Origin of the sequence: Actinomadura sp. NAK00032 (assembly GCF_013364275.1) — a bacterium.
Classification (GTDB): Bacteria; Actinomycetota; Actinomycetes; order Streptosporangiales; family Streptosporangiaceae; genus Spirillospora.
In genome coordinates, this window is record NZ_CP054932.1 from 5611413 (window position 1) to 5628138 (window position 16726).

Here is a 16726-nt window from a genome sequence, read left to right on the forward strand (position 1 = left end):
GCGCCCCGATAAAGGGTTTGCGGCGACAGATCGTCATCCGTCCGGTTCAGGACGGGGGCTCATCGCCGGTCAGGGCCGCGGCCAGCGCGTCCAGGCCCGCCTTGACGCGGTCCAGCGGCATGCCGCGGGTGCGCCGCTGGTAGAGGAACAGGGTGGCGGCGAGGGGGGCGAGGAGCGCGTCGGCGAGGTAGGCGGTGTCGGAGCCGGGGCGGATCCGGCCGAGGAGCATGCCGAGGTGCATGTGGTAGAGCCCGTAGGAGCCGTCGCGGAAGCGGGCGTCGGGCGGGTCGGCCTCGGCCATCAGCAGCAGGTCGGCCTGCGCCTCGGTGCGGTCGGCGAGGGCGTGCAGGAACGCGCGCAGGCGGTCGCGCGGGGACGCTCCGGGGCCGAGGGGCGGCGGGCCTTGCAGGAAGGCGGCCTGGAACGCGCGCTCGCGGTCGTCGATCACCGCGTAGACGAGCCGGGCGCGGTCGCCGAACCGGCGGTAGACGGTGCCGACGCCGACGCCGGCGGCCCTGGCGACCTCGTCCATGGTGACCGCCTCGGGGCCGCGGGCCGCGAGCACCTCGGCCGCGGCGCGCAGGATGCGGCGGCGGTTGCGGGCGGCGTCGGCGCGCTCGGCGGGCGGTCGGCCCAGCACCGGCAGTTCCCGCATGTCGGCCTCCGTCCCGGGGAGATCCTGCTCCGGCAGGTTACCGGAGCGGGCACATTGTATCCGGAAGATTCTCCGGTTAATCTCAAGCGGAGATCTTTCCGGATATATGGGGGGTGTGTCGTGGCCTGGGTCTTCCTGGTGATCGCGTCGCTGATGGAGCTGGTGTGGGCGACGGCGCTGAAGGAGTCGGACGGCCTGACGAAGCCGTGGCCGACCGCCATCGGCCTGGTGGTGGCGCTGCTGAGCGTCGTCATCCTGTCGCTGTCGCTGCGCACCCTGCCCGTGGGCACCGCCTACGCGGTCTTCACCGGGCTCGGCGCGCTCGGCGTGGCGCTGGTGGGCGTCTTCGCGTTCGGCGAGAGCGCCTCGCCGGCGCGCCTGGGGTTCCTGGGCCTCATCGTCGTCGGCGTGGTCGGCCTCCAGTTCGCCGAGAACTCTTAGCCCGGTGGGGATGGGGCACAGTGGAGGCATGGCACGGGAGATGCTCGGGATCGACATCGGCGGGTCGGGGATCAAGGGAGCGCCGGTCGATCCGTCCGGCGCGTTCACGCGGGAGCGGTTCCGGATCGAGACGCCGCGGCCCGCCAGGCCGAAGCCGGTCGCGAAGGTCATCGCCGAGATCGTCGACCACTTCGGCTGGGACGGCCCGGTGGGCGTCACCTATCCCGGCGTCGTGATCGACGGTGTGGCGATGTCGGCGGCGAACGTGTCCAAGCACTGGCTCGGGGTGGACGCCGCCGCCCTGTTCGCGGACGCCACCGGGTGCGAGATCACGCTGCTCAACGACGCGGACGCGGCCGGGGTGGCGGAGATGCGGCTCGGCGCGGGGCGCGGCCGGCGCGGCACCATCGTCCTGCTCACGCTCGGGACGGGCATCGGCAGCGCGCTGTTCACCGACGGCGTCCTCGTCCCGAACACCGAGTTCGGGCACATCCAGATCGACGGGCGGGACGCCGAGCTCCGCGCGTCCGCGCGGGCGCGCACCGAGGAGGGCCTCAGCTGGCCGAAGTGGGCCGGGCGGCTCAGCGTGTACCTGCGGCACCTGGAGGCGCTGATCTCGCCGTCGCTGATCATCGTCGGCGGCGGGGTGAGCCGGAAGGCCGAGCACTTCCTGCCGCTGGTCGAGGGGGTGCGGGCGGAGATCGTCCCGGCCCGGCTGGTGAACAACGCGGGGATCGTGGGCGCGGCGATGGCGGCGGCCGCCGCGCATCCGGCGGAGACCGCCGAGCCCGTGCCGCACGCGGTCCGGGCGGCCGGGGCGACCGGCGGGCCGCAGCGCGAGCCCGGCACCGCCGAAGCCGCCCGCCGAGCCCGCCCGCCGAGCCCGCCCGCCGAGCCCGCCCGCCGAGCCCGCCCGCTGAGCCCGCCCGCTGAGCCCGCCCGCCGCCCCGGCCGGACCGGCTAGCCCGTGCGGAGGCGCACGGTCGCGATCTCCCAGGGGCGCAGCGACAGGGCGGCCGTCCCGTCGTGCACGTCGAGCGGGATGCCGGGACGGCCGCGCAGGTCGACGCGGACCGCCTCGGTGAACTCCCCGCGCAGGACGGCCGTGGCGGGCTCGGCGCACTGGGCGACGACCCGGGTCTCGGTCCAGCCGTCGCGGGCGCGCAGCGAGGTCGTCACGACCCCGTCGCCGGTGACCGCGACGCCCTCGCGGGACGGCGGGAGGGCCGCGGAGGCGGGCCCGTAGCCGGCGGCGGCGAGCAGGTCGTGCCGGTACTCCTCGGCGGCCCGCAGCACGTCGCTCCCCGGCGGGCCCCCGCCGTACGGCAGGACCGCCATCTCGGCCGTCCGCTCGCCGCGGCACTGCGCGCCGGGGGTGGCCAGCTGCGGCCCGGCGGGCTGGTCCCGGTAGGCGTTGCGGTCCCGGGACAGGTGGCCGACCGCGCGCAGCAGGGTGAGGGCCATCTCCCGTCCGCCGCCGGTGACCTCGTACTCGGTGGCGTGCTTCAGCAGGACGGCGAGGCCGCCCGCGGCGACGAACCCGGACGCCGGGAACGTCGGGACGGGCCGCTCCCCGAACCCGCCCTCCGCCGCCGGCCCGCGCTCGGTGATCGCGAACTGGCCCTCGGCGTAGGACGCGTCCGCCTGGCGCGGCAGCGACACGTGCAGCCGGACGCGGTGGTCCTCGCAGCGGTTGTCGAAGGTGACGCGCAGCCGCAGGAACGGCTCACCGGCGCGCAGCTCGGCGCGGGTGGTGACGGTGACGTCCTCCTCGGCCGCGGACCGCTCGCCGGCCTCCAGGTCGCCGCGGCAGGGCCACCGGTAGGTCCGGACGATGTCGGCCGCGGCGACGAGCGGCCCGTCCAGCGCGGGGCGCACGTCCACCGACACGGGGTCGCCGACGATGCGGTCGGCGGCGGGCGGCGCGTAGTTGTAGGAGTCGCCGTGGTCGCCGCCGTCCACGATCCGCCCGACGCCCTCGACGACGTCGCCGGACGGGGTGCGCAGCCCGAGCGTCCCGTCGGCGCGCACCTCGGCGCGCAGCAGCCCGTTGTCCAGGAAGTCCGGCCCGGCCGTCACCGGGCCGTCCGCCGCCCGCGCGGCCGGATCCGGCCCCACCGCCGCCAGCCCCAGCGGCGGCACCTGGACCAGCGCGGCGACGGTGCGCCGCGGGTCGGCCAGGATCCGCACGCGCCACTCCCCCTCCGCGCCGCGCAGGGCCTCCCGCACGTCGCCGATGTCGAACGGGACCCCGGCGCGGGCCGTGACGCGGAAGGTGAGCACGCGCTCGTCCCGCGACACCGACCAGTCGCGGATCTCCTGCCCGAACAGCACCCGCCCGTACACCCGCTCCAGCAGGACGGGGAGCTCGGCGGCCGGGTGGACGGCGTCGTCCAGCACGGTCGGCGCGACGGCGAGCGTCTGCACCGGCACCGGCCGGCCGTCGCCCGTGACGAGGCCCGGCTCCCCTTCGGACGGGATGTCGAGGGTGACCAGGCCGGTGCGGGGCGCCGGGGTCGGGTTGAACACCAGGTGCGAGCCGAGCGGGACCGACGCCGCCCGCTCGGCGGTGACGAGGTCGCAGACGGCGCGGCCGAGCTGCTCCGCCTCGGCCATGTGCGCGGCGACCTGCTCGGCGGTCTCGTCGCAGCCGCAGCCGGTCACCGAGTCGTGGCAGCTCGCCTCGATGAGCCGCCGCCACGCCAGGTCCAGGAACCGCTGCGCGTCGCCCGCGTACCAGAGCGCGGTCAGCGGCTCGGCGTACCGCTCGACGAGCCGTTCGGCGCGGCCCAGCAGCTCCTTGAGCCGGATCCGGGCGGACAGGACGCCCGGCAGGATGTTGGCGCGGGCGTGCGAGCGCAGCTCCCCGCGCACGTGCGGCAGCCCGTCGATGGACGGCGTCCGCTCCGCGAAGTAGCCGGCGAGGGTGTCCAGCCGCATGCCGAGGCCGGCGCCCGCGATCCGGTCGGCGAGGTCGGCGGCGGGCGCGGTGTGGTCGGCGCCGTACATCGCCAGCAGCGGGCCGCCGTGCCGGTTCCAGCGGCCCATCGCCTCCGCGAACCCGGCGACCCGGCCGGGCAGCAGCGACGCGCCGTCCCCGGCGCTCCCGGTGTCGCCGAACTCCTCGAACATCGACGCGGCGTTGCCGTAGCCGCCCTCGGGGAGGTACTGGGTGCGGATCGCCGTCCCGTCCGGGGCCTCCCAGGCGAACGCGCAGGTCCGGACCCGGTCGGGGACGCCGCGCCACACGCACGCGTGCTCGATCCCCGCGAGCCGCAGGATCTGCGGCATCTGCGCGCAGTGCCCGAACTGGTCGGGCAGGTAGCCGACCATCATCGCGGCGCCCAGCTCCTGCGCGCGGCGCATGCCGAGCTCCAGGTTCCGGACGATGTTCTCCCCCGAGCACAGGAACTCGTCGTGGAGGATCTGCCAGGGCCCGACGGCGAGCCGGCCCTCCCGGACGAGGGCGGCGAGCCGCTCCCGCCGCTCGGGGCGGATCTCCAGGTAGTCGTCGACCGCCGCCATCTGCCCGTCCAGCGTGAAGCGCCAGCGGGGATCGGCCTCCATCCGGTCGATGACGGCGTCCAGCAGCGACACCAGCCGCAGCCGGAAGCGCTGGAACGGCAGGTACCACTCCCGGTCCCAGTGGGTGTGCGGCACGACGACGATCTCCGAACCCTCTACCCGCACAGTGCGATCACCTCGTTCTCGTGGCTCTCCAGGCGGTGCATGCCCGGGTGCCCGGCCGGTATCCGGACGAATTCGGCGCGGACGGCGGTCCGCCCGCCGTCGGGCCGGACGAGGACGGCGCCGTCCGCGCCGGCGGCGATCAGCTCGTCCTCGACGCGCAGCAGGACGGGCGCGTCCCGCGCGGCGGACACGGCGGTCCGCCCCGCCCTCAGCGCGCCGAGGACGTCGCCGTCCTCCCCCGCCAGGACCCAGGTGACGGGCTCGCCGAGGGTCTTGTGCTGCGCCGGGTCGTGGAAGTCGCTGCCGCCGAGCGGCACGACGCCGCCGGGCCGCCACAGGTCGGCCCAGGCGAGCGGGGCGCCCCAGCGCCGGTCCCACCAGGACGAGTGCCAGATCTCGGCGAACGGCGGGCGGTCCGGCGCGGGGAGCGGGCGGCGCCAGGCGCAGTCGCCGCTCAGCGGATGGTTGACCGACATCAGCCCGCCGCGCGCGGCGGCGTGCGCGGCCCAGTCGGCGCTGGGCCGCCGGAAGTCGACCCAGCCGGTGTCGCCGAACACGTTCGCGTGCCCGAGGTCGGTGGTGACCTCCTGGCCGGGCAGGAGCAGCACACCCGCGCGCGCCCCGGCGGCGGCTAGTTCGGCGTGGTGGCTGACGGTGTTGTGATCGGTCACCGCCAGGTAGTCGAGGCCCTGGGACGCGGCCAGGCACGCCAGCTCGTCGACGGTCAGCGTGCCGTCGCTGTGGACGGTGTGGGAGTGCAGGTCACCGGCGAGCCATCGCATCCCGTCCGGTGCAGGGAGGTTCCTGCGCGGTGGACGTTCCGGCCGGGGAGGCGGGGTCGCCTCCGGTCGCGGTGGGGCCGTGTTCGATGGGGTCACGGTGACCTCGTAGGGGACACCGTCCGGCGGTATGCGGTGGAGCCCGAGCCAGACATGCCATGTGCCCGCTTCAAGCTCCCCTGGCAGGTACCCGGGCGTGGCCCAGTCCGGACCGAGGGTGAACCTGTCGCGCGCTCCACCGGACCAGCCTCGGAACCCGTCCGGCCCGTGGCAGCCCAGGTCGATGACACCGCCCTCATGGGACAGTTCCACGGTGACCGACGCCGTGCCCGGCGGGACGTCGAAGGGCAGTTCGCGGAGCCCTTGCTCCAGGCGGTCCTCCAGGGTCCAGCGCCCCCGGTGCACTGTGGTCATCCATGTCCCCCGTCCTTGGCCAACGGAGCCGCCGGCCGGCCTCCTTCGGCCACGAGTTCCCCGTCGCGGTACAGCAGGACGCGTCCGGGGCGCGGCAGCGCCCAGCCCCGCTCCCCCGGCTCGGGTTCGCGCTCCTCGCCGACGACGACGCGCAGGGGCTCCCCCGCGACGTCGAGCGTCACCAGCGAGCTTCCGCCGAGATGCTCGACCACCGAGACCCGCCCGCCGAACGCGCCGTCCACCGGGCCGGTGCTGTAGTCCAGGTACTCGGGTCGTACCCCGCACACGACGGGCTCCCCGTCCGCGACGCGCACATCCCCGGGCACCGGCAGCTCGGTGCCCGCCACGGCCACGGCGCCGTCCCGGACGCGCCCCGGGAGCAGGTTCATGGGCGTCGAGCCGATGAACGACGCGACGAACAGGTTGGCGGGGCGCCGGAACACCTCCACGGGCGTCCCCAGCTGCCTGATCCGGCCGTCCTCCATGACGGCGATCCGGTCGGCGAGCGCGAGCGCCTCGGCCTGGTCGTGGGTGACGAACACGGTGGTGACGGCGAGCTCCTTCTGGAGCCGCTTCAGGAACGTCCGCGCCTCCAGCCGGAGCCGGGCGTCGAGGTTGGACAGCGGCTCGTCCAGCAGGAAGATCCGCGGCTCGGCGACCAGCGCGCGGGCCAGCGCCACCCGCTGCTGCTGGCCGCCCGACAGCTCGCCCGGCCGGCGCGGCTCCAGCCCGCCGAGCCCGAGGTAGCGGGCGGCCTCGGCGGCGCGCTCGTGCCGGGCCGCCCGGCTCCGCTTCTTGATCCGCAGCGGGTAGGCGATGTTGTCCAGGACGGTCATGTGCGGGAACAGCGCGTAGTCCTGGAACACCATGCCGACGTCGCGCCGCCCCGGCGGCAGCCGGGTCACGTCGGCGCCGCCGAGCCGGACCGTCCCGCCCGTCGCCGCCTCCAGGCCCGCGACCGTGCGCAGCAGCGTCGTCTTCCCGCAGCCGGACGGGCCGAGCAGCGCGAAGAACTCGCCGTCCGCCACGTCGAGGTCGAGCGCGTCCAGGGCCCGCACGCCGCCCGGATAGACCTTCGTCAGCTCCCGAATGGTGATGGCCGCCATCAGCGCTTGATCCCTCCGTGGAAGCGGAAGCCGTACCGGCGGCTCACGAACAGGTACATGAGGACGACCGGCAGGGAGTACAGCAGCGAGAACGTCGAGATCAGGGCGAGGTCGGGCTGGCCGCCCTCCGTGTAGAAGGTGTACATGATCACCGAGGCGGGCGCCTTGTCCGGGTTCCGCAGCAGCAGGAACGGCATCAGGAAGTCGCCCCACACCTGCGCCACCGTCCACACCGCGACCGTGGCGAGGCCGGGCCGGATCACCGGGACGACCACGTGCCGCAGGATCTGCAGCGGCGACGCCCCGAACACCCGCGCGGCCTCCTCGTAGGACGCCGGCGTCGCGTCGGTGAAGTCCTTCAGCAGGAAGATCGCCGCGGGCAGCAGCCCGCCGGTCAGCACGAGCACGACCCCGAGCCGCGAGTCGATCAGGTGCAGGTTGAAGGCCAGCAGGAACACCGGCACCATCGCCGCCGTCCCGGTGATGATGGACGACAGCAGGAGCAGGACGTACAGCAGCGCGTCCCGTCCGGGCACCCGGACCCGGCTCAGCGCGTACGCCGCCAGCGCCGCCGCCGTCACCACGAGCGCGGCCGTCCCGGCGGCGAGCAGCACCGAGTTGCGCAGCGACGCCAGCGCGTACGGGTTGTCCATCAGGACCTTGAAGTTGTGCAGCGTGAACTCGGGCGGGGACGCCGCGATGCCCGGGTTCGCGTCGAACGGCGCGAACGCCAGCCAGAGCAGCGGCAGCGCGAAGAACCCGAGGACGGCCGACACGAACGTGGCCAGGCCGATCCGGCGCAGCGCCTCCCGGACCGCCGCGTTCACGCCGCCGCCTCGCCCGCGTTCCCGGGGGCCCGCCGGCTCCGCAGGACGCGCAGGTAGACCAGCGCGATCACCAGGTTGATCAGGATCATCAGCAGCGAGATGGCGGCGCCGAAGCCGAGCCGGCCGTCGCCGAGCGCCGTCCGGTACACGTACACCGACATGATCTCCGAGCGGCCGTCCGGGCCGCCGGCGGTGATCAGGAACGGGGTGAAGTCGTTGAAGGTCCACAGGCTGACCAGCAGCAGGCTCGTCAGCACGTGCCCGCGGATGCGCGGGAGCACCGCGTCCCGCAGCGTCTGCCAGGTGGACGCGCCGGCGAGCCGGGCCGTCTCCAGGTGGGACGGTGGAACGTTCCCCAGCGCGGCGCCGTAGAGCATCATCGAGAACGCGGTGCCGCGCCAGACGTTGAACACCACGACGCAGGCCATCGGGTGGTCGAGCAGCCAGGCCGTGCCGGGCGTGCCGAGCAGCGCGTTCAGGGTGCCGCCGTCGCGGTCGAGCAGCGCGATCCACAGGAACGCGATCACCGACGACGGCAGGATCCACGCGAGCAGGACGAGGCCCTCGACGAGCCGCCGCACCGGGCCGGACCGGTCGCGCATGACCCACGCGATCGCGAACCCCAGGAGCGTCTGCCCGACGACCGCCGATCCGACCACGAACTGCAGCGTCAGCCACAGCGACCGGTGGAACTCCCCGTCGCCGAGCACGTCGCGGTAGTTGTCCGCGCCGACGAACCGGGGGTCGCTCGCCGCGATGCCGGTGAGCCGGTAGTCGGTCGTGCCGAGGTAGAGCGTCCAGAGCGCCGGGAACACCAGGAACACCGCGACGAGGATGAGCGCCGGCGCGGTGAAGGCGGCCGCACGGGCCCGGCCGAGCCCGGCCGCGTCCTCCCCGAAGGACGCGGCCCGCGGGGACGCTGCCCGCGGGGGCGCGGCCTCAGCGCGGGGTGACGTTGGCGGCGCCACCGACGGCCCCTTCGAGCTTCTTCGTGTACTCGGCGGCGGCCTGCCGCGGCGACTTGCCCGACACGACGGCGGCCGTGGCCTCCTGCAACGCCGTCGACACCTGCGGGTACACGGCGAGTCCCGGACGGTAGGACGTGACGGGCAGCACCTTCTCCGACACGAACGTCAGGAACGGGTCGCCCGCGAGGATCTCCTTGTTGACGTCCGTCCGGGACGTCAGCTCGGGCGTCCCGGCCGTCCGCGCCTTGACCATCTCCGGGGAGTTCATGAAGGCCAGCAGCTCGAACGCCTGCTGCGGGTACTTCGTGTTCGGGTTGAGGACGGTGACCGAGCCGCCCGACATGCTGACGAAGTCCTGCCCGCGGACGCCCCTGCCCGGCGCGGCGGCCGGGATCAGCGCGTAGCCGACGTCCCGGTCGCGGCTCGGCATCTTCGCCACGCCCGTCCTCGGGTTGATGACGTCGCGCCAGAAGTAGTCGCCCTCCGCCAGGATGCCGATCTTGCCCGCGGCGAACTCCTCGAACGACTTGTCGCGCCCCTTCGCCTCCTGCTGGAGCTTGGGGTCGCCGAGGCCCTCACCGCCGTAGATCTGCGCGTACAGGCCGAGGACCTGCTGGACGGCGGGGCCGCCGCCCGTCCACTTGCCGTCCGCGTAGATCTCGGCGCCCGCACCGGCCAGCAGCGGCAGGAAACCCTGCATCGTGGTGGCCTCGCCCATCGCGGTGCCCGCGTTCAGCTGGACGGGGGTCACGCCGGGGAGCTTCTTCAGCGCGCGCGCCGCCGCGATGATGTCCGGCCAGGTCTTGGGCTGCCAGTCGGCCGGAAGGCCCGCCCGCGCGAACAGCTTCTTGTTGAAGAACAGGACGCGGCCGTCGGTCGCGGGCGGGACGCCGTAGCGCTTCCCCTCGAACGTCGCCAGCTTCTGGACCGAGCCGGGGATCTTCGTCCAGCCGTCCCAGGCGTCGGCGGGGGCGCCCACCACGTCCGTGAGCGGCTTGATGTAGCCGGCCTGGGCGAACTCGCCGACCCAGATGCCGTCGACGTCCATGATGTCGGCACCGGAGCGGGACTTCAGGTCCAGCGCCAGCTTCGTCTTGTACGCCTCGTCGTCCACGCCCTGGCCGCGGAACGTCACCTTCGCGGTGACGCCCTCGGCCTTCTGCGCCGCGACGAACGCCGGGATCACCTTCGTGGTGATCCACTCGGCCTCTTCGGTGTTCTTGCCGCCCTCGATGGCGTTCCGGGTGATCGTCAGGGAGAAGCTCTTGGCGCCCTTGCCCCGGTCGGGATCCGTCGAGGATCCGCCGCCGCCGCACCCGGCGAGCAGCGCGCCCGCCATGGCGAGCGCGGCCGCCGCGCCGATCCGCCTCCTGGAGAAGTCCACGGTGACCTCCTACAAGCGTCACCTCGAACGTGAACGAAGAATCCGATCACGTAAAGACCCCGGCGGCCACTTCTTCGATCAAGGGTCCATGAGCTCGGCGGAGCGGGCCGCGAACGCCTCCATCGCCTTGGCGGTGATCGGGCCGGGCGCCGCCGGCAGGACCGTGCCGTCCACCGCCCGGATCGGCTGGACGTCGCGGGTCGTGGACGTCAGGAACGCCTCGTCGGCCCGGTACAGGTCGTCGAGCGCGAGGTCCTCCTCCTCGCCGCCGCACCACTCCAGCGTCAGCGCCCGCGTCACCCCGGCCAGGCAGCCCGACGACAGCGGCGGCGTCACGAGCCGGCCCCCGAGGACGACGAAGATGTTGCTGCCCGTCCCCTCGCACAGGTTCCCGGCCGTGTTGCCGAAGACGGCCTCGCCGCCGCCGCGCTCCTTCGCGTACGCCAGCGCCAGCGCGTTCTCGGCGTAGGACGTGGTCTTCAGCCCGGACAGCGCGCCCCGCTCGTTGCGCGGCCACGGCACGACCGTCACGTCCGCCGTCGGGGGGAACGGGTCCTGCGGGCCCGCGATGATCGACACGGTCGGGCCCGCGTCGCCGCGCGCCGAGCCGAGCGGCCCCGGGCCGCTGGTGTAGGTGATGCGGACGCGGGCCAGCGGCCACTTCGGCGCGGCGGCCAGCACCTCCAGGGTGCCCTGGGCGAGGGCGTCGTGGTCGGGCTCGGGCAGCCCGAGCCCGGCCGCCGACCGGGCCAGCCGGCGCAGGTGCCGGGTCAGCGCGAACGGCACCCCGTTCGCCGCCTTCACCGTCTCGAAGATCCCGTCGCCGACGAGCATGCCGTGGTCGAGGACCGACACCACCGCCCGCTCGGGATCGACCAGTTCCCCGTTCAGCCAGATCCTGGCCTGCGCCGTCACCGGAGCCACCTCCCAAAAGCCGGGCCGCCGCGGCCCGGACTCGCGCCTTCGCACGGCCGTCCCCGGCCGATGGCCCCACAGTACGGCGCCCGGGGCCGCGGGTTCGAGTTCTTCGCGCCGGCCACCGCACATGCGGCCCGCCGAAACGGGAGGAACCGCCCAGACGGTCAGGGCAGCACGCAACCGAACGAATCCGCGAGCCCCCGGCGGCCCGCCGCCGTCACTGAGAGGACCCGCCGGGTCGTCCCCCGCTCGAACCAGGCCAGCTCGATCATCCGCTCCGTCAGCGCCGCGCCCAGCGCCCCGTTCAGATGCGGCCGCCGCTCCGTCCAGTCGAGGCACTGCCAGGCGAACCTCCGCCGCGCCCGCCGCAGCGCCGCGACGTCCAGGCCCAGCGCACCGAGCCGCTCCTCGCCCTTCTCCGTCACCTCGAACCCGTCCGCGCCGTCGTCCTCGATCAGGCCGCCGTCCAGCAGCGCCGCGAACAGCGCCACCCCGGCCTCCCCCGCGAGGTGGTCGTAGCACGTGCGCGCCTCGTGCAGCCGCCGCGCGTCCCGCGACTGCCGCAGGCTCCGCACCTGCACCGGCGGGCTGATCCGCGACAGCGCCTCGATCACCTGCGCCACCTCGCTCCCCCGCAGCCGGTAGTACCGGTGCCGGCCCTGCCGCACCACCGTGACGAAACCGCCGTCCAGCAGCTTCCCGAGATGCGCGCTCGCCGTCGGCGCGCTCACCCCCGCCGCCCGCGCCAACTCCCCCGCCGCCAGCGGGCGGCCGTCCAGCAGCACCGTCAGCATCACCGCCCGCGCCCGGTCCGCCAGCAGCGCCGCGACCGGCGCGAAGTCCACGCTCACGACATGTTCCGACCCCATGCCACCGACCCTAGGCGACCCGTCCTTCGACGCCCGTCGAAGCGTCCCGCGCACCCGCCGCCGAAACCCGGTTTGGGGAACGGCCTCCGACGCGCTAAAGTCTTCCTCGTCGCCGCAGGGCGCACGCGGAAGTGGCTCAGGGGTAGAGCATCACCTTGCCAAGGTGAGGGTCGCGGGTTCAAATCCCGTCTTCCGCTCTGAGGGGCCTTTCGGCTATGACCCAGAAGGTCTCATTCTGGTGGAGTGGCCGAGAGGCGAGGCAACGGCCTGCAAAGCCGTGTACACGGGTTCAAATCCCGTCTCCACCTCAACGCCGTACCTCCCCCCGGAGGCCGCGGAAACGGGCGATTAGCTCAGTGGGAGAGCGCTACCTTGACACGGTAGAGGCCACTGGTTCAATCCCAGTATCGCCCACTTCGGAGTGGGAGTGGTGTGCTCGAAGCCTTTGGCTTCTTCGCCGCCACTCCTTCGTCATGTTGACCCGGGGGGCGACCCCCGGACCCCCGATGTGGGGGGCTCCGCCCCCCACGCCCCCCTCCCGGCTCAGGTTCGCGCTTATGTGCTGCCGACGCGAGGTTCTGTTTTTTTGGGGCTCCGCCCCTTGCCCCCTCCTGGCTCGGCTTCTGCTTGGGGCTCCGCCCCCCTCCCGGCTCAGGTTCGCGCTTATGTGCTGTCGGCGCGGGGTTCTGTTTTTTGGGGCTCCGCCCCTTGCCCCCTCCTGGCTCGGCTTCTGCTTGGGGCTCCGCCCCCCTCCCGGCTCAGGTTCGCGCTTACGTGCTGCCGGCGCGAGGTCCTGTTTTTGGGGGCTCCGCCCCTTGCCCCCTCCTGGCTCGGCTTCTGTTTGGGGCTCCGCCCCCCTCCCGGCTCAGGTTCGCGCTTACGTGCTGCCGGCGCGGGGTTCTGTTTTTGGGGCTCCGCCCCTTGCCCCCTCCTGGCTCGGCTTCTGCTTGGGGCTCCGCCCCTTGCCTCCTCCGGCTTTGGTCGGTACTTCGTGGGCGGTCGGCGGCTGCTCGTCGCCGTGGTGGGTCAGGTGTCGCAGGCGATGCCGTCGCCGTCGCGGTCCAGGTCGTAGATGTCGGAGCCGGTCACGCGGACCGGGCCCTGGACGTAGGCGGGGCCGTTGCCGCTGCCGCCTGCGCAGTCGACGTCACTGGCGATCGGGACGCAGGCGCCGCTGTAGTTCGGGTCGCATGAGCGGGCGCGCTTGGTGCCCACGGCGATGATCCGGGTCACCGGAGGCCTGGTGACCTTCTGGCCGAGCAGTTTGCGGGACGTCTCCGCGCCGGCGGTGTACGTGACCTCGTAGGTCAGCTTCTTGATGCCGGTGGCGCCCTTTCTGCGCACGCGGGTCTTACCCGCGGCAAGGGTCGGGTCGTCCACCTTCCTCGTCTTGTACGGGATCTTGCGGGTGGTGGTGACCTTGCGCTTCTCTACCGGCGGGGTGGTGGGCGGAGTCGTGGTCGCCGGTGCCGTGGTCGCGGGGGTGCCAGACGCCGCCGCCTCGATGGGGGCGGCGGCGTTCGAGTCGCAGGCGCTCAGCAGCAGAAGGCCTCCGGCCGCCAGGCCGGCGATCATGCGTTTCATGAATTCCCCCTTTGTTGGAGGAAATCGTGCTGCGTTGCTGTTTGCCGGTCAATGTGGGAATTGGGCCGTTTGCGGTCAGGGTCCGGTCAGCAGGTCGCGGTGCCGCTCCATCAGGTCGGCGATCGGGCGGGGCGGGCGGCCGGTGAGGCGTTCGACGGTGTCGGTGAGGGGCTCGCCGTAGCCGGCGCGGAGCGCGGTGCCGAAGGAGACGATCATGCCGCGGACGTCGTCGGGGAGGCCGGCCTCGCGCAGGCCCGCGTCGAAGCTCTCGTCGTCCACGCTCTGGTAGGCGACGGGGCGGCCGGAGACCTTGGCCGCCAGGGCGGTGAGGTCGGCGAAGCTGAGCAGTTCGGGGCCGGTGACGTCGTAGGTCCTGCCCTCGTGGCCGCTGGAGGCCAGCACGGCGGCGGCGACGGCGGCGCAGTCGTCGCGGTGGACGAAGGCGCCGCGGGCGTGGTCGGTGTTGTCCACCAGGACGCCGCGCGCGATCGCGGGCGGGAGGATCTGGGTGACGGGGGTCTCCGCGTAGAGGCCGTTGCGCAGATAGGTGACGTCGAGCCCGGACTCGTCGAGGAGTTCGTGGGTGCGCAGGTGGTCGGGGACCACCGTGGACGGGCAGTCCGGATCGACCATGATGTACGACGTGTAGACAATGTGCCGGATACCTGCATTTTTGGCCGCGTTTATGGCGTTCTTGTGCTGGGTGACCCGATGCCCCAGTTCATGCAGGCTGATGAGGAGGAGCCGGTCGCCGCCCTCGAATGCGGCGGGCAGCGACTCCGGGCGGTCGTAGTCGCCGTACCGGACGGTCACGCCGCGGTCCGCGAACTCGGCGAGCGCGGCCGTATCGCGGGTCACCAAGACCAGGTCACCGGGCGGCACCTTTTCCAGCGCGTATTTCGCGGTCGCACGGGCGAGCTGCCCCGATGCACTGCCGATGACGATCCTCATCACGTTCCTCGATCGGTCGATTACGGAAAGCGAATTGCCCGGCGGGCGGCGCGGTGGACTAAACTATGGCACTCGCCTCCGCACCGGCGCCAGGAGTGGAACATGTCAGGTTCGCGGCCGCTCGTCGACGCGGCCCATCCGTCGTCCGCCCGGGTCTATGACTACCTGCTGGGCGGAAAGGACAACTTCGCCGCCGACCGGATCGCCGCAGGGAAGATCGAGGAGGCTTTTCCCGCCATTCGCGTCGGGGCCCGGGAGAATCGCCGCTTTCTGCTGCGGGCCGTCCGGCACATCGTCGGCGAACTCGGAATCCGGCAGTTCCTCGACATCGGCACCGGGATTCCGACCTCGCCGAACGTGCACGAGGTCGCGCAGCGGATCACGCCGTCGGCGCGCATCGCCTATGTCGACAACGACCCCGTCGTGCTGGCGCACGCGCGGGCGCTGATGACCTCCGATCCGCGCGGGGCGGTCGGCTATCTGGACGCCGACATCCGGCGGCCGGCGGAGATCACCGGCAGCCGGCTGGTCCGCGACGTGCTGGACTTCACCGAGCCGATCGCGCTGATCATGAGCGCGATCCTGCACTTCGTCCCGGACGAGCAGGGGCCGGAGGAGATCGTCCGGACCTTCGTGGCGGCCCTGCCGCCGGGCAGCTGCGTGCTCGCCAGCCATGTGACGCCCGAGCACGAGCCCCGGCTGGCGCCGGCCTCCGCCGGGTACCGCGACGACGGCGTCCGCACGCAGGCGCGGACGGCCGCCGAGTTCGAGCGGCTGGTCTTCACCGGCCTCGAACTCGTGGAACCGGGCGTGGTCCTGGTGTCCCAGTGGCATCGCGACGCGGGCGACCCGCCGGCGCCCGGCGCCGCGGCGGTGTCCGCGTACGGGGGGCTCGCCGTGCTGGGGCCGGCCGCGCGCGTCAAGTGACGTCGGCTCCGAAGACCTGGAGGGCCTCGGTCACCGGCTGGAAGAACGTGACGCCACCGCTCCGGCAGTCGCCGGAGCCGCCGGAGGTGAGGCCGAGCGCGGTGTCGCCGGCGAAGAGCGGCCCGCCGCTGTCGCCGGGCTCGGCGCAGACGCTGGTCTGGATCATGCCGGTGACGGTGCCCTCCGCGAAGTTCACCGTGGCGCCGGTGGCGAGGACCCGGCCGGCGTGGACGCCGGTGGTGCTGCCGCTGCGGACGACGCGCTGGCCGACCACGGCCTCGCCCGCCTGCGTGATGTCCACCGCCTGCCCGTTGTAGAGGTTGACCGCGCCCTCGCCGGCGGCGCCCTCCTCCGCGCGGACGAGCGCGAAGTCGTTGCCGGGGAAGCTGCTCTGCACGGTCGTGCCGAGGGGCTGCCCGCCCTGCTGGTCGGATGTCCAGGTCTGGACGGCGTTGCCGCAGTGCCCGGCGGTCAGGAAGAACGGCTGCCCGCCCCGCTCGACGTTGAAGCCCAGCGAGCAGCGGGCGCCCTGGCCGAAGATCGGGTCGCCGCCGAGGGCGAGGGTGTGCAGGCGGCCGGGGAAGCGCACCATCCGGACGGCGGTGCCCATCCGCTCGGCGGTGCGCTGGACGGCGGCCATCCGGGCGCCGGTGACCGACGCGTCGGTCCAGACGGTGACCTTCGAGGTGGCGGGATCGACGGCCCAGCCGGTGCCGGGGACGTCGGCGAAGGAGCGGCGCAGGTCGGCGGTGACCTCGCGCAGCCGGGCGGGGCTGCGCCGCGTCAGCCGGGGGACGGCGCCCGCCGCGCGGACGGTGGCGGCGTCGGTCTCGTTGGTGACCGTCACGACGGGGCGTCCCGCCGAATCGATGTAGGCGCCGGTGGTGCGGTCGCCGAGCCGGTCCGCGAGCCGGGCGGCCGTGGCCGCGGCCCGGTCGGTCGTGCGGCGGCCGGCCTGGGCGTCGCCGGCGAGGCTCGCCGGCCGGTCGCCGGAGTCCGACTCGGCGTGCACCACGTACAGCGCGCCGGCCAGGAGCCCGGCGGATCCGGCGGCCGCGGCGGCCGTCGTCACCGCGGTGCGCAGCCGGCTGTTCCTCACGCTCATGAACCCTCCCGGTTCCGGGGCCTCGATCTACGGGTGGGGGTACGCGGCTTCGGCGCAGGGAGTTCAATCCGTGCGGGCGGGCGCGCCGATACGCTGACCTTGGAGGAG

General features: G+C 73.7%; 15 protein-coding genes and 3 tRNA genes. 6 read left to right on the forward strand and 12 right to left on the reverse strand.

Annotation, left to right across the window (positions count from 1 at the left end; all coding sequences use genetic code 11):
- Positions 1–46 precede the first annotated feature (46 nt).
- Positions 47–655, reverse strand: a complete 609-nt coding sequence (locus tag HUT06_RS26220) for a TetR/AcrR family transcriptional regulator (protein WP_176198144.1) — start codon at positions 653–655, stop codon at positions 47–49.
- Between the two features lie 120 nt (positions 656–775).
- Between HUT06_RS26220 and HUT06_RS26225 the strand changes: the two genes are divergently transcribed.
- Positions 776–1096 carry a multidrug efflux SMR transporter gene (locus tag HUT06_RS26225; protein ID WP_176198145.1) on the forward strand — a complete coding sequence of 107 codons (321 nt, stop codon included), beginning with the start codon at positions 776–778 and terminating at the stop codon, positions 1094–1096.
- Between the two features lie 28 nt (positions 1097–1124).
- Entirely contained in the window at positions 1125–2060 is a 936-nt protein-coding gene (gene ppgK, locus HUT06_RS26230) for a polyphosphate--glucose phosphotransferase (RefSeq protein ID WP_176198146.1), read from the forward strand.
- Here the strand turns inward: ppgK and HUT06_RS26235 are convergent.
- The 8 genes from HUT06_RS26235 to HUT06_RS26270 form a co-directional block, all read right to left on the reverse strand.
- Positions 2057–4786: an alpha-mannosidase gene (locus HUT06_RS26235; protein ID WP_176198147.1), complete on the reverse strand. Its 2730-nt coding sequence runs from the start codon at positions 4784–4786 to the stop codon at positions 2057–2059. The genes ppgK and HUT06_RS26235 overlap by 4 nt on opposite strands.
- Positions 4777–5979 carry a CehA/McbA family metallohydrolase gene (locus tag HUT06_RS26240; protein WP_176198148.1) on the reverse strand — a complete coding sequence of 401 codons (1203 nt, stop codon included), beginning with the start codon at positions 5977–5979 and terminating at the stop codon, positions 4777–4779. The genes HUT06_RS26235 and HUT06_RS26240 overlap by 10 nt, the downstream gene beginning before the upstream one ends.
- On the reverse strand, positions 5976–7085 hold the full coding sequence (locus tag HUT06_RS26245) for an ABC transporter ATP-binding protein (protein ID WP_176198149.1): 1110 nt from the start codon (positions 7083–7085) through the stop codon (positions 5976–5978). Before HUT06_RS26245 ends, HUT06_RS26240 begins: the two co-directional genes overlap by 4 nt.
- Positions 7085–7912: a carbohydrate ABC transporter permease gene (locus HUT06_RS26250; RefSeq protein ID WP_176198150.1), complete on the reverse strand. Its 828-nt coding sequence runs from the start codon at positions 7910–7912 to the stop codon at positions 7085–7087. Before HUT06_RS26250 ends, HUT06_RS26245 begins: the two co-directional genes overlap by 1 nt.
- A complete protein-coding gene (locus HUT06_RS26255; protein ID WP_176198151.1) occupies positions 7909–8880 on the reverse strand; it encodes a carbohydrate ABC transporter permease in 972 nt (323 codons plus the stop codon). The genes HUT06_RS26250 and HUT06_RS26255 overlap by 4 nt, the downstream gene beginning before the upstream one ends.
- Positions 8852–10264: an extracellular solute-binding protein gene (locus tag HUT06_RS26260; RefSeq protein ID WP_254715388.1), complete on the reverse strand. Its 1413-nt coding sequence runs from the start codon at positions 10262–10264 to the stop codon at positions 8852–8854. The genes HUT06_RS26255 and HUT06_RS26260 overlap by 29 nt, the downstream gene beginning before the upstream one ends.
- Positions 10265–10342: 78 nt before the next feature.
- The gene (locus HUT06_RS26265) at positions 10343–11179 is read right to left on the reverse strand and encodes an aminotransferase class IV (RefSeq protein ID WP_254715389.1); all 837 of its coding nucleotides are present in this window, start codon (positions 11177–11179) and stop codon (positions 10343–10345) included.
- A 167-nt stretch (positions 11180–11346) separates the two neighbouring features.
- Positions 11347–12051, reverse strand: coding sequence for a helix-turn-helix transcriptional regulator (locus HUT06_RS26270; protein WP_176198153.1), 705 nt, complete (start codon positions 12049–12051; stop codon positions 11347–11349).
- A 125-nt stretch (positions 12052–12176) separates the two neighbouring features.
- On the opposite strand from HUT06_RS26270, the gene HUT06_RS26275 reads away from it, so the two are divergent.
- The 3 genes from HUT06_RS26275 to HUT06_RS26285 all read left to right on the forward strand — a co-directional run bounded on the left by HUT06_RS26275 (position 12177) and on the right by HUT06_RS26285 (position 12465).
- Positions 12177–12248 (forward strand) — tRNA-Gly (locus HUT06_RS26275).
- A 40-nt stretch (positions 12249–12288) separates the two neighbouring features.
- A tRNA-Cys gene (locus tag HUT06_RS26280) sits at positions 12289–12359 on the forward strand.
- A gap of 34 nt (positions 12360–12393) precedes the next feature.
- Positions 12394–12465 (forward strand) — tRNA-Val (locus HUT06_RS26285).
- A gap of 612 nt (positions 12466–13077) precedes the next feature.
- Here HUT06_RS26285 and HUT06_RS26290 read toward each other — a convergent pair.
- A complete protein-coding gene (locus HUT06_RS26290) occupies positions 13078–13635 on the reverse strand; it encodes a G5 domain-containing protein (RefSeq protein WP_217711465.1) in 558 nt (185 codons plus the stop codon).
- 75 nt (positions 13636–13710) lie between these two features.
- Positions 13711–14586: an SDR family oxidoreductase gene (locus HUT06_RS26295; RefSeq protein ID WP_176198154.1), complete on the reverse strand. Its 876-nt coding sequence runs from the start codon at positions 14584–14586 to the stop codon at positions 13711–13713.
- 102 nt (positions 14587–14688) lie between these two features.
- Here HUT06_RS26295 and HUT06_RS26300 point away from each other — a divergent pair, with 102 nt between their 5' ends.
- Positions 14689–15513, forward strand: coding sequence for an SAM-dependent methyltransferase (locus HUT06_RS26300; RefSeq protein ID WP_176198155.1), 825 nt, complete (start codon positions 14689–14691; stop codon positions 15511–15513).
- Here the strand turns inward: HUT06_RS26300 and HUT06_RS26305 are convergent.
- Positions 15506–16618 (reverse strand): S1 family peptidase, encoded by a 1113-nt coding sequence (locus tag HUT06_RS26305; RefSeq protein WP_176198156.1) that lies wholly within the window; start codon positions 16616–16618, stop codon positions 15506–15508. The genes HUT06_RS26300 and HUT06_RS26305 overlap by 8 nt on opposite strands.
- Between the last annotated feature and the right edge of the window lie 108 nt (positions 16619–16726).